Source organism: Micromonospora sp. 15K316 (genome assembly GCF_004348525.1).
Lineage (GTDB): Bacteria > Actinomycetota > Actinomycetes > Mycobacteriales > Micromonosporaceae > Micromonospora.
In genome coordinates, this window is sequence record NZ_SMKG01000069.1 from 13654 (window position 1) to 27642 (window position 13989).

Below are 13989 nucleotides of genomic sequence, written 5' to 3' on the forward strand. Positions count from 1 at the left end.
AGCCGGAAGCCCCGGGCAACACCCGGGGCTTCCGGCGAGGTCTGACGCCGCGTGGGTCAGGCGGAGAACGACGCGACGCGCTTGGCGATCGCGGACTTCCGGTTCGCGGCCTGGTTGGCGTGGATCACGCCCTTGCTGGCCGCCTTGTCGAGCTTGCGCGAAGCCTCCCGCATGAGGGAGGTGGCCTGCTCGACGTCGCCGGACTCGGCGGCCTCGTTGAACTTGCGGATGGCGGTCTTCAGCGACGACTTGACCGACTTGTTACGCAGCCGGCGCTTCTCGTTCTGCCGGTTGCGCTTGATCTGGGACTTGATGTTCGCCACGCGACAGCCTCGTCTTGATAGCTCGGGTTGGTCAGCTTCTCCGCACGACGAGCATGCGTCATCGCCGCGCGAAAAGTCAGGCTACCAGGTCGGCCGGGACGAGCCAAAACGGCACCCGACCGTGCGGTCGTCCCGTCGCGGAGACCGGCCCGCCGTCGCGGGACGTCAGGCCCAACCCTGCCGGGCCGCGAGCCAGGCCAGGGCCGTCTCGCCGCTGAACCGATGGTGCCGGTGGATCTGCGGCGAGGCGGTGAGCGGGGCCGCCTCGGCGGTGGTGAGGAAGTACCCGGACAGCGCGGCCAGCGTCACGTCCAGCGCGTCTTCCGGAGCGCCGGCGGCGGCCGGGTGCCGGGCGAAGAGGTCATCGGCGTCCAGCCCGCTGGCGTGGCCGGTGAGCAGCAGAGTGACCAGGTCGAACCAGGCCGGCCCGTGGCAGAGCCAGGTCCAGTCGCAGAACCAGGCGGCGCCCCGGCCGTCGATGAGCACGTTGTCCAGGCGCAGGTCGCCGTGGATCAGTCCGGCGCCGGCCGCGGCGTAGCCGGGAAGGCGTGACTCCAGCGCGACCAGCTCGGGCAGCCGCACCCGCACCGGCTCGGGCAGCGGCGGTGCCGGCTCACGGCCGGCGGCGACCTCGCCCCACCAGAGGATGTCGTCGCGCGCCAGGTCGGCCAGGTGGGGCAGGTCGAGGGCGGTCAACTCGGCCGGCGGGTGGGCCAACGCGGCCGCGAGCTCGGCGTACCCGGCGAGGGTGGCCGTGAGGTCGGCGGGCGCCCAGGGCAGCGTGGGCGTACGGCCGTCGACGGCCTCCAGGCCCAGCGCGTACCAGTCGGCCGTGGTGAGGGTCCAGCGCAGCCGCGGGACGGGCAGTCCGGCCGGGAGCCGGGCGAGCACCGCGGCCTCCCGGGCGTACCAGTCGACCAGGCGGGGCTGGTCGGTGCGCGCCGCCGCCTTGACGAACACGGTGGAGCCGTCGGCCGTGTGCAACAGGGCGGCGAAGCCTCGGGTGAAGCCCGCTCCGGCGACCCGGGCGGCGGTGACGGGGGCGCCCAGCCGGGCGGCGACCGCCGACCGCAGACCGGGTGGCAGGTCGGTCCAGGTCGGCCGCACGGCGGTCGCGTCGTACGGCGGAGGCGTGACCGGCATCCCCCCATGCTGTCGTATCCCCGCCGGTGGGTGCGGCCCCGCAGGCCGGCGGCAGGCGACGACGACCGCGGCCCCGGTCCCGACCGGCGGCGATCCGGCCCCGGTCCCGACGGCGGCGGTCCGGCAGCCCGTTCCCGGCCGGCCGGCGGCTTTCTCCCGCCGGGGCGCGGCCCTCCCGCCGCAGACGCGGCCCTCCCGCCGGGGCCCTCCCGCCGGGGCCCGGCCGTCGCGCCCGGCTGACGCCGTCCCGCCCGGTCGTCTGAGAGACTGCCAGGCCATGAGGACCGACGAGTTCTGGCAGTTGATCGACCGGGCCCGGGCCGGCGGTGGGGGAGAGGCCCCGGCGGTGGCCGCACGGGCGACGGCGCTGCTGGCCGAGTACGACCCGGCCGAGATCGTCGGCTACGCGCGCCACCAGCGACGGGTGCTCGTCGCGTCCCGCACCGTGGATCTGTGGGGAGCCGCCTACCTGATCAACGGGGGCGCCTCCGACGACGGCTTCGAGTACTTCCGCGGCTGGTTGATGACCCAGGGACGGGAGGTCTTCGCCCGGGCGGTCGCCGACCCGGACTCCCTGGCCGAGCTGCCGCAGATCCGCTCCGCCGCGCTCACCGGCGAGGAGTTCGAGTCGGAGGACATGCTCGCGGTGCCCTGGGAGGCGTACCGGAAGGCGACCGCGACCGACCTGCCGGCCGATCCCGACCCCGCGCCCGTGCCGGATCTCGACTTCTGGGACTTCGACGACGAGGAGTCGGCACGGCGCCAGCTGCCGCGGCTCGCCGCGCTCTTCGTCGAGCCGCCGGAGGAGTGATCCGACCGCGCCCGAGGCGGCGTGGGAGCATATAGGGGGCCGGCTCCGCGCCGGCCTGCTCACGTCAGCCGACCAGAACGGACAGCTGTGCCTCCGACGCTCGATTCCGGCGCGAACGCTCCTGGTGCCACCGACCCGGCCCGCATCAGGAACTTCTGCATCATCGCCCACATCGACCACGGCAAGTCGACCCTGGCCGACCGGATGTTGCAGCTCACCGGCGTGGTCGACCCGCGGCAGATGCGCGCCCAGTACCTCGACCGGATGGACATCGAGCGCGAGCGCGGCATCACGATCAAGAGTCAGGCCGTCCGGATGCCGTGGACGATCCGCGAGGGCGACCGGGCCGGCGAGCAGGCCGTGCTCAACATGATCGACACCCCGGGCCACGTCGACTTCACCTACGAGGTGTCCCGGTCGCTGGCCGCCTGCGAGGGCGCGATCCTGCTGGTCGACGCGGCGCAGGGCATCGAGGCGCAGACCCTCGCCAACCTCTACCTCGCGCTCGAGAACGACCTGCACATCATCCCGGTGCTCAACAAGATCGACCTGCCGGCCGCCCAGCCGGAGAAGTACGCCGAGGAGCTGGCTCATCTCATCGGTGGCGACCCGGCCGACTGCATCAAGGTCTCCGGCAAGACCGGCGAGGGCGTGCCGTACCTGCTCGACGAGATCGTCCGGCAGTTCCAGCCGCCGGTCGGCGACGCCGACGCGCCCGCCCGAGCGATGATCTTCGACTCGGTGTACGACGTCTACCGCGGCGTGGTCACCTACGTCCGGGTCATCGACGGCCGGATCAGCGCCCGCGACCGGATCAAGATGATGTCCACCGGCGCCACCCACGAGCTGCTGGAGATCGGCGTCATCTCCCCGGAGATGGTGAAGGCCGACGCGCTCGGCGTCGGCGAGGTGGGCTACCTGATCACCGGTGTGAAGGACGTCCGCCAGTCGCGGGTCGGTGACACGGTCACCAACAACGCCAACCCGGCGACGGACGCCCTCGGCGGCTACAAGGATCCGAAGCCGATGGTCTACTCCGGCCTCTATCCGATCGACGGGTCCGACTACCCGAACCTGCGCGACGCGCTGGACAAGCTCAAGCTCAACGACGCCGCGCTGACGTACGAGCCGGAGACCTCCGGCGCGCTCGGGTTCGGTTTCCGCTGCGGCTTCCTCGGCCTGCTGCACCTGGAGATCATCCGGGAGCGGCTGGAGCGGGAGTTCAACCTCGACCTCATCTCCACCGCCCCGAACGTGGTCTACCGGGCCATCCAGGAGGATGGCCAGGAGATCGTGGTGACCAACCCGAGCGAGTACCCGACCGGCAAGATCGCCGAGGTGTACGAGCCGACGGTGCGGGCCACCGTGCTGACGCCGAACGACTACGTCGGCGCGGTGATGGAGCTCTGCCAGGGGCGGCGGGGCACGCTGCTGGGCATGGACTACCTCTCCGCCGACCGGGTGGAGCTGCGCTACACGCTGCCGCTGGCCGAGATCATCTTCGACTTCTTCGACCAGTTGAAGAGCCGGACCAAGGGCTACGCCTCGCTGGACTACGAGCCCTCCGGCGAGCAGGCGTCCGACCTGGTGAAGGTCGACATCCTCCTGCACGGCGAGCCGGTGGACGCGTTCAGCGCCATCGTGCACAAGGACAAGGCGTACAACTACGGGGTGTCGATCGCCGCGAAGCTGCGCACCCTGATCCCGCGGCAGCAGTTCGAGGTGCCGATCCAGGCGGCCATCGGCAGTCGGGTGATCGCCCGGGAGACCATCCGGGCGATCCGCAAGGACGTGCTCGCCAAGTGCTACGGCGGTGACATCAGCCGTAAGCGCAAGCTGCTGGAGAAGCAGAAGGAGGGCAAGAAGCGGATGAAGATGGTGGGCCGGGTGGAGGTTCCCCAGGAGGCCTTCATCGCCGCGCTCTCCTCGGACTCCGCCGAGGGCAAGTCCGCCGGCAAGAAGTAGTCCGGCCCCCGGCCGGTATGACGGCCGGCACCCGTACGGCACATTCCGCCGCGGGTGCCGGCCGTCGGCGTGTGCGGGGGGTCGGCGTTGCGGACCGCGAGACGGAAATTTTCGTCGGCAGCGGGGCGGCCGGCGGATTCGTCCGACCGGCTCCGACCTGGCTGGACGGTGTCCCGCCCCGAGTTCTCGCATTGATTCCGGTAGACGTTCCGCGTCCGGTCCGGTTTGGCCTTTCGGCGGCTCGGGAACTCTAGCGCCCACGACAGGAAGCACACCTCGTGTGGCTCATTCTTGAAGGAGGGCGACCGTGGAGCTGACCGTTTGGGGCATCATCACTGCGCTGATCGTTGGTCTGATCGTCGGGGCGCTGGGCCGTCTGGTCGTCCCGAGCCGGCAGGACATGCCGATGTGGCTGCACATGCTGATCGGTGTGGGTGCCGCGTTGCTCGGTACGGTTCTGGCGCGGGCGTTGGGGATCGCGACGGAGACCTCGGGTGTGGACTGGGGTGAGCTGCTGGTGCAGGTCGTGCTGGCGGCGATCGCGGTGGCTCTGGTCGCCGGGGTGGGCCGACGCCGCAGCGTCACCCACCGGTAGTTCGCGCATCGACCGTCGAAGGGGTGCCCGGCCAACTGGTCGGGCACCCCTTCGGCCGTGTACGGCCGGATTCGTCTACCGCGACCCCTGCCCCGCGGCCCCGACCTGCGATACGGTCGCGTCGCCTCCCGACGAACGCCCCACTGTCGTAAAGGATTTTTTCCTACTAAGGTGCGGCGGTAAAGGTTAGTGCCAGGCGGTGCGAGGGGAGATGTGGCGTGAACAGGTGGAAACGGCTGGCCCCGGTCACCGCCGTGGTGACTGCGGCCGCGTTGGTGCTGACCGGCTGCGGCGGCTCGGGTGACGACGAGGCGGCCGACACCGGCAAGCTGACGGTCTGGATGATGGGCGAGGGCGGCGAGGCGCAGACCACGTTCCTCGACGGCGTGGAGGCCGAGTTCCGGCAGAAGCACCCGGACACCGACGTGGTGGTGCAGTACATCCCGTGGCTGGAGGCGCCGAAGAAGTTCCAGGCCGCGCTGGCCGGTGGTGAGGGGCCGGACGTCACCGAGCTGGGCAACACCGAGACCCAGGGCTGGGCGGCACAGGAGGCCCTCGCGGACCTGAGTGGACGGATGGGCGGTTGGGCCGAGGGCAAGGACCTCCTGCCGGACCTCGTGAAGAACGCGCAGCTCGACGGCAAGCAGTACGGCGTGCCGTGGTACGCCGGGGTGCGGGCCATCTACTACCGCACCGACTGGTTCGCCGAGGCGGGCGTGCAGCCGCCGACCACCTGGGACGAGCTGGTGACCGTGGCGAAGGCCGTGCAGGCCAAGAAGCCGAACACCTACGGCATCGCCCTGCCGGGCAACTCGGAGCTGCCGTTCTACTCCTTCCTCTGGGCGGCGGGCGGCGAGATCGCCACCGACCAGGGCGGCACCTGGAAGTCCGGCTACACCACGCCGGAGGCGCAGAAGGCGGTCAAGTTCTGGACCGACCTGGTGACCGTGCACAAGGTCGCGCCGCCGGCCGCCGCCGGCTGGAACGAGATCGACGCCCGGACCCAGTTCGCCACCGGCAAGGCCGCCATGGCGTTCGCCGGCAGCTGGCAGCAGGGCGCCATCAAGAAGGACAACCCGGACATCGAGAAGGTATGGGGCACCTTCCCCATCCCCGGCCCGGACGGCAAGCCCGCGCCCGGCTTCGCCGGTGGCTCGGACATCGCCATCTGGAAGGACAGCGAGCGCCAGGACCTGGCCTGGGACTACATGACCGTGCTGCTGAACAAGAAGAACGGCCAGGCGTTCGCGGACAGCCTCGGCTTCTTCCCGGTCTACCAGGACCTGGTGAGCGGTGGCACGTACGCCAATGACAAGATCATGTCGGCGTTCGCGACCACGATGCAGAACACCAAGCTCACGCCGCTCACCCCGAAGTGGGTGGAGGCCAGCCGGACCAAGACGGTGACCCAGGCGATGAACAGCTCGGTCATGAAGGGTCAGAAGACGGTCGAGAAGGCTACCGCCGACGCGGCCGCGGAGATGGAAAGCATCCTCAACGCCAAGTGACCACGCTGACCGACGCCCCGGAGACGTCCGCCGCGCGGGAGACCCCCGCGCGGCGGCGTCGCCCGGTCGACCGCCTGCCGTACCTGCTGCTCCTGCCCTGCCTGGTCGTCATCGGCGGGCTGCTGCTCTGGCCGCTCGGCCAGGTGGTGGCCATGTCGTTCCACCGGCTCAACAACGTCCGGCAGCTGCGCGGGGACCGGGAGTGGCCGTGGGTCGGGCTCGATAACTACACGCAGATCCTGGGTGACCCGTTCTTCCTCACCGTGCTGCGCAACACAGTGCTCTTCGCGGTGGCGAACGTGGTGCTCACCATGATCCTGGGCACCCTGGTCGGCCTGCTGCTGCACCGTCTCGGCCGGAAGATGGCCACCTTCGTGGCGAGCTGCGTGATGCTCGCCTGGGCGACCCCGGCCCTGACCGGCACGATCGTCTGGAAGTGGATCTTCGACGACACCAGTGGCCTGGTCACCTGGCTGTTCAACGTGCTGCCGGACGGGCTGTCGCAGGCGCTCTTCGGGCGCAGCGACTGGACGGGCTACGGCTGGTTCAACTCGCCGCTGCTCTTCTTCTCGATCCTGACCCTCGTGGTGGTCTGGCACTCGTTCCCGTTCATCGCGGTGAGCGTCCTGGCCGGGCTCAAGAGCGTGCCGAGCGAGCTGCACGAGGCGGCCCGGGTCGACGGGGCCGGCCCCTGGCGGGTCTTCTGGCGGATCACGTTTCCGCTGCTGCGCCCCGTCTTCGGGATCCTGATCGTGCTCTCCACCATCTGGGACTTCAAGGTCTTCACCCAGCAGTTCGTGCTGGCCGGCGGCACCCAGGACCGGTCGACGTTCATGCTCTCCATCTACTCGTACGCGGAGGCCTTCTCGCCCCCGCCGAAGTACGGGCTCGGCGCGGCCATCGCGGTGATCCTCACCGTGATCCTGCTCGTGGTGACCGGCCTCTACGTACGGATGGTGCTCAAGCAGGAGGACGAGTCGTGAAGCGGGTCGCGCTCAACGGCGCCGGACTGCTGGTGGCGCTCTTCGCGGCCTTCCCGGTCTACTGGATGATCGCCACGTCGCTGAAGCCCAGCCGGGACATCTTCTCCGCCACCCCACAGCCGGTGCCGACGCACCCGACGCTGGAGCACTACCGGGAGATCCTGACCGGCAACCTGATCCCCGGGGTGAGCTTCGCGGACTTCTTCCTCAACAGCGCGCTGGTCGCGGTCGCCACGGTGGTGCTCAGCGGCCTCGTCGCGCTGCTGGCGGCGACTGCCGTGGCCCGGTTCCGGTTCCGGCTGCGGACCAGCTTCCTGATCATGCTGCTCGTGGTGCAGATGATCCCGTTGGAGGCGCTGGTCATCCCGCTCTTCCTGATGATTCAGCGGCTCGGGCTCTACAACACCCTGCCCAGCCTGATCCTCACCTATCTGGGCTTCTCGCTGCCGTTCGCGGTCTGGATGCTGCGCGGCTTCGTGGCCGCGGTGCCGAAGGAGTTGGAGGAGGCCGCGGCGATCGACGGGGCCAGCCGGGCCCAGACGTTCCGGCGGATCCTCTTCCCGCTGGTCGCCCCCGGACTGGTGGCCACCAGCATCTTCTCCTTCATCACCGCGTGGAACGAGCTGATCTTCGCGCTCACCTTCATCAACGACCAGGACCGGTACACCCTGCCGGTGGCCATGACGTTCTTCTTCGGACGAGACGACACGGCCTGGGGCCCGGTGATGGCGGCGTCCACCCTCTTCACCCTGCCGGTGATCGTCTTCTTCCTGCTGGTGCAGCGGCGGATGGTCTCCGGGTTGGTGGCCGGCGCCGTGAAGGGCTGAGCCACGGGCTGATTCCGCGGCGCCCGTCGCGGCCGGTTCGGCCGCTCGGACCGCGGCTAGGCTGACCGTCATGACGGGCAGAGTGGCATCGGTGAACGTCGGGGCGGCCACCGTAGCGGAGTGGGCCGGTGACCCGAGTGGCCGCAGCGGCATCGACAAGCGCCCGGTCGAGGGCCCGGTGCTGCTGCGGGTCGAGGGTGTGGCCGGCGACTTCATCGGCGAGCGGGCCGTGCACGGCGGCCCCGACCAGGCGGTCTACGCGTACGCGGAGGAGGACGCGGCCTGGTGGGCGGGGGAGCTGGGCCGGCCGGTCCGTCCCGGCGGCCTGGGGGAGAACCTCACCACCTCCGGGGTGGACGTGACCGGGGCGGTGATCGGTGAGCGGTGGCTGATCGGGTCGGCGCTGCTGGAGGTGACCAAGCCGCGTACGCCGTGCCGTACCTTCGCCGGGTTCTGGGGGGTACCGGATCTGATCAAGCGGTTCACCGTTCGGGCGCTGCCCGGGGCGTACCTGCGGGTGTTGCGCGCGGGTGAGGTCGGCGCGGGTGATCCTGTCCAGGTGGTGGAGCGGCCCGCGCACGGGGTGACGATCGGTGAGGTGTTCCGGGCGCTCAACCTGGAGCCGGAGCTGCTGCCTCGGCTGCTGGACGTGCCCGACCTGCCGGAGAAGATCCGGGAGAAGGCGCGCCGCCGGGTCGCCGGCCGGGCCTGATCCGGGTGGCGGCCGCCGGACGGGTCTGACCGGGCTTCGGGCGCGGGTCACGCCGAGCCGGGGTGACGAAAGGCCCCCTGCCACACGGGTGTGGCAGGGGGCCTTCTCAGCGGCTCAGCGGAGCCAGGGGATCTTGCGGTCGAGCAGGTTGCGCTCCTTGAGCTCCTTGCGCAGCGGGATCTCGTCGTCGACGTAGCCGTCCCAGTTGATGCCCCAGTAGTTCGCGGTGTGGGTGCCCTCACCGCAGAGCTGGCGCTGCACCGGCGTGCGGTTGGCCCACCACTCGCTGTCCTGGTCGATGTGCAGCTCGTCGAGCGGACGGATCCACCGGTAGGTGTAGCCCACGAAGAGCATCTTGCGCGTGATGTTCGACAGGTTCGTCGACCGGGAGTGCCACTGGCGGCGGTCGAAGATGAACGCGTCGCCCGGGTTGGCGGTGATCTCCACCGTGCCCTCCGGGTCGGGGTTGTGCACGCTCACGTCGTCCGGGCGGGGCAGCGAGTTCCAGAGGTGGCTGCCCGGGATGACCTTCGTGGCGCCGCGCCCGGTCTCCGAGAGGTCGGAGAGCACGTAGGCGACCTTCAGCGAGAACATCGGCCGCGGGAGGTTCGGGTCCATCGTCTCCGGGTCGGAGTTCTGCCGGTACCCGTCCTGGTGCCAGCCCCAGTACGGCTTCTCCGGCTCCAGCGCCGGCGGGGTCACGTCGAGGTGGTTGTGGTGCGTGTAGATGTTCCACCCGGCCAGGCCCCACATGTACGGGAAGGCGATCGGGTGGGTGAGCAGCTCGCCGAAGAGCTCGTCCCGGTCCAGGAAGCCCAGCAGGTGCAGGGTGCCGTCCTTCTTGGTGTTGCCCTTGGCCTTCTCCTCGGCGTAGACGCGGTCGACCGCCGCTTCGAGCGCCGCCCGGTGGTCCTCCGTCAGGACATTACGCAGCAGCAGAAAACCCTGCTCGTGGAACTCCTTGCGGTCTACGTCACTGATCGGTTCGTAACCGGTGCGGCCGTCGTACTCGAACGCCACGTCGTACCCCTCCCCATGAGGCGAACATTTTTCTGGCACAGGGCGCCGATGTTAACGCGGCCACCCGTGAGCCGGGGAGGGCGGAAAGGCGGGGATTTGCCGGTGTGAACCATGGGCAGTGGTGCAATCACGGAGCGTTGTGGCAGCCGTGCCAATGGTGGCGATTTAGGCGCTTAGCCGGATTGTGCGATAACCGACGGTAGAGATTCCCGGTTCGACTCAACCCTCCGCGAAGACCTCGGCGACCACTCGCGTCCCGGTCGCGGAGGTCCCGGACACCTCGGCCCACTTCCCGTCGCGGGCGGTCCACTCCAGGTCGCCGAAGCGTACGCGTTTCACCCCGTGGTCCTGGGCGTGCGAGACGAGCCAGTGCGCGTACCGCCAGCCGTCGCGCTGGTCGGCCGCGGCCAGGGTGAGCCCGGTCAGCTCCGCCGGTGCGCTGCCGACCACCCCCCAGTCCAGTTCCAGGCTCCGGGTCAGCGCGGCCGCCGCGGCGGCGCCCCGCATCACCGGCGTGCGCCCGACAGAGCAGGCCACCGCCCGTGTCGCGTCGCCGAGCAGGGCCCGGCTCAAGACCGCCGACTCGTCGGCCCACTTCTGGTACGCCTCCGGGAAGGCGGAGCGCTGCACCCGCTGGGCGGCGTCGGTGATCCGCATCCGCTCCCAGCCGCGGACCTTCTTCAACGCCCCGTAGAAGCGCTTCGCCGCGTACCGCGGGTCGCCGATCTGGTTCGGCTCGCCCCAGCCCTGGCTGGGCCGCTGCTGGAAGAGGCCGATCGAGTCGCGGTCGCCGTCCGGGAGGTTGCGCAGGCCGGACTCCTGGTAGGCGGTCGCCAGCGCCACCACCACGCCCCGCTCCGGCATGCCCAGCTGCGCGCCGATCGCCGCGATGGTCGCCGCGTTCGCCATCTGGTCGGCGTCGAGCACCACCCGGCCGTCGGCCTGCACGGTGCAGGAGCGGCCGGCCAGCGGCAGGCGGAGGTCGCTGCCGAGTCGCCGGACGACGAGCAGGACGCCGATCACCGCGAAGAGGACGAGAACGACGCCACCGGCCACGATCGCCCGAGTTCGCACTCACACCCCCTCTTCGACGGTCCGACAAGAGTACGTCCCCTCGCCGGCCCTTCCGGGTCGTCCGACCGGTTCGGGTCGGCGGTTCGGCCCCATGCCGACCGGGCGTTCCCGTCCCGGCTCGCCTCTCACCTGCCCGTATCGCCCTCCTGTGCGGCGGACCCTTCGGTCGCCGGTCGGAGGTGCCGGGCCGATGACGGCAGCCGAACGTGGTCTCCCGCTCCCTGGTAGAGCACCGTACGTGTCGCGGGTCGACGTTGTCAGGAGCATCACGACGTCCGATGCTCCGGAAATTCCTTGACCGGTCAAGCAGTTCCTGTAATTGACATGTCAATTACAGGGTCGATCGCTCACGAGGCGAGTCCTGCGGCCTGGTCCGACGGCTCCGCACAGAGCCGGCCGGACGGCCACCGACAAGGAGGAAGTTCCATGGGAACGCTGGACGGAAAGGTAGTTCTGATCACCGGCACCGGGGGAGGGCTGGGGCGGGTCGCGGCGCTGGCCTTCGCACGAGAGGGCGCGCGCGTGGTCGGGGCGGACCTCCAGATCGACGCCAACGACGAGACGGTCGACCTCGTCCGGCGCGCCGGCGGGGAGATGACCGGCCTCGCGCCGGTCGACCTCACCGACCCGGAACAGGTGCGACAGCTGGTGGAGGACGCCGTGGCGGCGTACGGCGGGCTGGACGTCGTCTACAACAACGCCGCCGCGCTCCGCTTCGGCCCGATGCCCGGCTTCTCCGTCGAGGACTGGCGGGCGACCATCATCGGCGAACTCGACATTCCCTTCTACGTGTCGAAGTTCGCCTGGCCGCACCTGGTCCGGCGCGGCGGCGGCGTCATCGTCAACGCCGCGTCGATGGCCGGCATGATCGCCGGCGAGGTCCCGCCGATGGTCGCGCACGCGGCCGCGAACGCCGGCATCATCGGTATGACCCGGCAACTCGCGCTGGAGGGAGCCCCCGACGGGATCCGCGTGGTGGCGGTCAGCCCCGGGCCGATCCTGACGCCGGCCAGCGAGCGTGACCTGGGCGACAACCAGGCGGCCCGGGACGCGATCACCGGAAAGACCATGGTCAGGCGCTTCGCCCGACCCGAGGAGGTCGCCGAACTGGTGGTGTTCCTCGCCTCCGACCGGGCGGCGTACATCACCGGCGCGAACTATCCGGTCGACGGCGGCGCGACCGCGTGGTGACGCGGACGACGGCCGGGGCGCAGCCGTACGAAGGCCCCGTCCCGGCCGTCGGTCGTCCGGCGGCGCATCGGTCGGGCTCACGGCGGCGGACGGCGTCGCAGCCCCACCTCCACGAGCACCCGGCGTCGCCGGGACGACCGCGTCAGTCCCGCGCGGGAACCCACCGGGCGGGTCGCTTCTCCCGGAACGCCGCCACGCCCTCCCGCCCCTCGTCGGAGAGGAAGTAGCCGGTCGACAACTCGCCCAGCTCGGCGACCTCGGCGCGCAGATCCGTGGCCGTGGGGCGGCGCAGCAGCCGCTTGGCCCCGGCGAGCGCCCCCGGCGCGCCCCGGACCAGCGACTCGCAGTACCTCGCGACCGCGGCGTCCAGCTCCTCGGCCGGCACCGCGGCGGTGACCAGGCCGATCCCGGCGGCCCGCCGGCCGTCGAAGGTGTCGCCGGTCAGGTAGAGCTCGGCCGCCGCCCGCGGGTGGAGGCGGGGCAGCACGGTCGCCGAGATCACCGCGGGGATCACCCCGATCCGCACCTCGGTGAAGGCGAAGGTGGCCTCCTCGGCACAGACCGCCAGGTCGGCGGCGGCGATCAGCCCCAGGCCGCCGGCGCGGGCCGGCCCGGCCACCCGAGCCACCACCGGCTTCGGGCACTCCCAGACCGCCGCCAGCACGTCCCCGAGCATTCCGGCCGGCACCGTCCCGCCGGCGTACGCGGCGGCGGTCTCCTTGAGGTCCGCGCCTGAGCAGAAGACCGGCCCGGCGTGATCCAGCACGACGACCCGGACCGCGTCGTCGGCGACCGCGTCGGCCAGGCCGGCGAGCAGCTGCGTCATCAGCGGGGTGGAGAGCGCGTTGCGGTTGTGCGGGCTGTCCAGGGTGAGCGTGGTCACCCCGCGAGCCGTGGCGACCCGTACGAGCGCGTCGGGAGAGGTCATGCCGGGCACACTAGTGGCCATGCCCGGCGTCCTTCCAGATGGCGAACCCGTACCGGCGGACGGTTCGCTGCCCGCCACCGCGACCCGCGAGGTCGGTGCGCGGGGCTTCGGCGTCTACGTCCACGTGCCGTTCTGCGCGAGCCGCTGCGGCTACTGCGACTTCAACACGTACACCGCCGCCGAACTCGGCGGGGGCGTCACGCGCGAGGGGTACGCCGACACCGTGCTGGCCGAGCTCCGGCTCGCCGCCCGGGTGCTCGGCGACGGCCCGCCCCGGCGGGTCGACACGGTCTTCGTGGGCGGGGGCACCCCGACCCTGCTCCCCGCCGACGACCTGGCCCGGATCCTGGACGCCGTCGACCGCACCTGGGGGCTCGCCGCCGACGCCGAGGTGACCACCGAGGCGAATCCGGAATCGGTCACGCCCGAGTCGCTCAAGGCGCTGCGGGCCGTCGGCTACACCCGGATCTCGCTCGGCATGCAGTCCGCCTCGCCGGGTGTGCTGGCGATCCTCGACCGCAGGCACAGCGCCGGCCGGGCCACCGCCGCCGCGGCCGAGGCGCGGGAGGCCGGGTTCGACCACGTGAACCTCGACCTGATCTACGGCACGCCGGGCGAGCGGGCCGAGGACTTCGCCCGCTCGCTGGACGAGGTGATCGCCGCCGGCGCCGACCACGTCAGCGCGTACGCCCTGATCGTGGAGGACGGGACGCGGCTCGCTGCCCGGATGCGCCGCGGTGAGCTGCCGTACCCGGACGACGACGTGGCCGCCGACCGTTACCTGGCCGCGGAGGAGGCGCTCGGTGCGGCCGGCTTCTCCTGGTACGAGGTCTCCAACTGGGCCCGCACCCCGGCCGCCCGCTGCCGCCACAACCTGCTCTACTGGGCTGGCGGGGACTGGTGGGGGCT

The 13989-nt window shown here is 71.1% G+C and carries 14 protein-coding genes; 9 read left to right on the top strand and 5 right to left on the bottom strand.

The features are described from left to right. Positions 1-56: 56 nt before the first annotated feature. Both rpsT and E1211_RS15715 read right to left on the bottom strand, forming a co-directional pair. Positions 57-323, bottom strand: a complete 267-nt coding sequence (gene rpsT, locus E1211_RS15710) for a 30S ribosomal protein S20 (protein WP_132349711.1) — start codon at positions 321-323, stop codon at positions 57-59. A gap of 165 nt (positions 324-488) precedes the next feature. Beyond that, a complete protein-coding gene (locus E1211_RS15715) occupies positions 489-1466 on the bottom strand; it encodes a phosphotransferase family protein (RefSeq protein ID WP_132349713.1) in 978 nt (325 codons plus the stop codon). A 277-nt stretch (positions 1467-1743) separates the two neighbouring features. On the opposite strand from E1211_RS15715, the gene E1211_RS15720 reads away from it, so the two are divergent. From E1211_RS15720 to E1211_RS15750, 7 genes are all read left to right on the top strand, one after another. Then, positions 1744-2277 (top strand): DUF4240 domain-containing protein, encoded by a 534-nt coding sequence (locus E1211_RS15720; protein ID WP_132349715.1) that lies wholly within the window; start codon positions 1744-1746, stop codon positions 2275-2277. 87 nt (positions 2278-2364) lie between these two features. Then, complete coding sequence (lepA, locus tag E1211_RS15725; RefSeq protein ID WP_132349717.1) at positions 2365-4242, top strand: translation elongation factor 4; 1878 nt, start codon at positions 2365-2367, stop codon at positions 4240-4242. 307 nt (positions 4243-4549) lie between these two features. Further along, on the top strand, positions 4550-4837 hold the full coding sequence (locus tag E1211_RS15730) for a GlsB/YeaQ/YmgE family stress response membrane protein (protein WP_132349719.1): 288 nt from the start codon (positions 4550-4552) through the stop codon (positions 4835-4837). Positions 4838-5055: 218 nt separating this feature from the next. Next, positions 5056-6345, top strand: coding sequence for a sugar ABC transporter substrate-binding protein (locus E1211_RS15735; RefSeq protein WP_132349721.1), 1290 nt, complete (start codon positions 5056-5058; stop codon positions 6343-6345). After that, positions 6342-7328 carry a carbohydrate ABC transporter permease gene (locus tag E1211_RS15740; protein WP_132349723.1) on the top strand — a complete coding sequence of 329 codons (987 nt, stop codon included), beginning with the start codon at positions 6342-6344 and terminating at the stop codon, positions 7326-7328. Before E1211_RS15735 ends, E1211_RS15740 begins: the two co-directional genes overlap by 4 nt. Next, positions 7325-8155: a carbohydrate ABC transporter permease gene (locus E1211_RS15745; protein WP_132349725.1), complete on the top strand. Its 831-nt coding sequence runs from the start codon at positions 7325-7327 to the stop codon at positions 8153-8155. The genes E1211_RS15740 and E1211_RS15745 overlap by 4 nt, the downstream gene beginning before the upstream one ends. Positions 8156-8225: 70 nt before the next feature. After that, positions 8226-8867, top strand: a complete 642-nt coding sequence (locus E1211_RS15750; RefSeq protein WP_132349727.1) for an MOSC domain-containing protein — start codon at positions 8226-8228, stop codon at positions 8865-8867. A gap of 114 nt (positions 8868-8981) precedes the next feature. Here E1211_RS15750 and E1211_RS15755 read toward each other — a convergent pair whose 3' ends face one another. Continuing rightward, a complete protein-coding gene (locus E1211_RS15755; protein WP_132349729.1) occupies positions 8982-9887 on the bottom strand; it encodes a phytanoyl-CoA dioxygenase family protein in 906 nt (301 codons plus the stop codon). A gap of 219 nt (positions 9888-10106) precedes the next feature. Then, positions 10107-10961: a hypothetical protein gene (locus tag E1211_RS15760; protein WP_132349731.1), complete on the bottom strand. Its 855-nt coding sequence runs from the start codon at positions 10959-10961 to the stop codon at positions 10107-10109. Between the two features lie 426 nt (positions 10962-11387). Between E1211_RS15760 and E1211_RS15765 the strand changes: the two genes are divergently transcribed. Continuing rightward, positions 11388-12152 (top strand): SDR family NAD(P)-dependent oxidoreductase, encoded by a 765-nt coding sequence (locus E1211_RS15765; RefSeq protein ID WP_132349732.1) that lies wholly within the window; start codon positions 11388-11390, stop codon positions 12150-12152. A 142-nt stretch (positions 12153-12294) separates the two neighbouring features. On the opposite strand, the gene E1211_RS15770 is transcribed toward E1211_RS15765, so the two are convergent. After that, a complete protein-coding gene (locus E1211_RS15770; RefSeq protein ID WP_132349734.1) occupies positions 12295-13080 on the bottom strand; it encodes an enoyl-CoA hydratase-related protein in 786 nt (261 codons plus the stop codon). Positions 13081-13099: 19 nt separating this feature from the next. Here E1211_RS15770 and hemW point away from each other — a divergent pair. After that, the coding region (gene hemW, locus E1211_RS15775; protein WP_207915381.1) for a radical SAM family heme chaperone HemW at positions 13100-13989 on the top strand (890 nt) is incomplete at its 3' end.

Bases quoted from the DNA above. Each gene is read 5' to 3' on its own strand.
- E1211_RS15715 (WP_132349713.1), bottom strand. From the start codon at position 1,466: ATGCCGGTCACGCCTCCGCCGTACGACGCGACCGCCGTGCGGCCGACC.
- E1211_RS15720 (WP_132349715.1), top strand. From the start codon at position 1,744: ATGAGGACCGACGAGTTCTGGCAGTTGATCGACCGGGCCCGGGCCGGC.
- E1211_RS15750 (WP_132349727.1), top strand. From the start codon at position 8,226: ATGACGGGCAGAGTGGCATCGGTGAACGTCGGGGCGGCCACCGTAGCG.
- E1211_RS15765 (WP_132349732.1), top strand. From the start codon at position 11,388: ATGGGAACGCTGGACGGAAAGGTAGTTCTGATCACCGGCACCGGGGGA.
- E1211_RS15770 (WP_132349734.1), bottom strand. From the start codon at position 13,080: ATGACCTCTCCCGACGCGCTCGTACGGGTCGCCACGGCTCGCGGGGTG.